Annotated in this window: 1 protein-coding gene; it reads left to right on the plus strand. The window is 65.4% G+C overall.

Annotated features, from left to right (window positions below):
• A partial coding sequence (locus tag EOA27_RS38915; RefSeq protein ID WP_145970928.1) for a DNA translocase FtsK occupies window positions 1-694 on the plus strand: 694 nt, incomplete at both ends.

A 694-nucleotide genomic window follows, 5' to 3' on the forward strand; every position in this document is an offset into this window, starting at 1 on the left:
GTGCCGGGCGCCCGTGTGCAGCGCGAGGCGCAGACCTCGCTGATCGGCTCCGACACGTTCGAGATGCCGTCGCTGCATTTCCTCTCCGAGCCGAAGAACGTCGCCAAGGATCCAAGCCTGTCGAAGGACGCGCTGGAGCAGAACGCGCGGCTTCTCGAAGGCGTGCTGGAGGATTTCGGCGTCAAGGGCGAGATCATCCATGTCCGCCCCGGTCCGGTCGTCACGCTCTACGAGCTGGAGCCGGCGCCCGGCATCAAGTCCTCGCGCGTCATCGGCCTGTCCGACGACATCGCCCGCTCGATGAGCGCGATCGCCTGCCGCGTCGCCGTGGTGCCTGGCCGCAATGCCATCGGCATCGAGCTGCCCAACGCCAAGCGCGAGACGGTCTATCTGAGGGAGATCATGGCCAGTCGCGACTTCGAGACGACCAAGGCGAAGCTGGCGCTGGCGCTCGGCAAGACCATCAATGGCGAGGCGGTCATCGTCGACATCGCCAAGATGCCGCATGTGCTGGTCGCCGGCACCACCGGCTCCGGCAAGTCGGTCGCCATCAACACGATGATCCTGTCGCTGCTCTACCGGATGACGCCGCAGGAATGCCGGCTGATCATGATCGACCCGAAGATGCTCGAGCTCTCCGTCTATGACGGCATCCCGCATCTGCTCACGCCGGTCGTCACCGATCCGAAGAAGG

This window comes from Mesorhizobium sp. M2A.F.Ca.ET.037.01.1.1 (assembly GCF_003998075.1).
GTDB lineage: Bacteria > Pseudomonadota > Alphaproteobacteria > Rhizobiales > Rhizobiaceae > Mesorhizobium.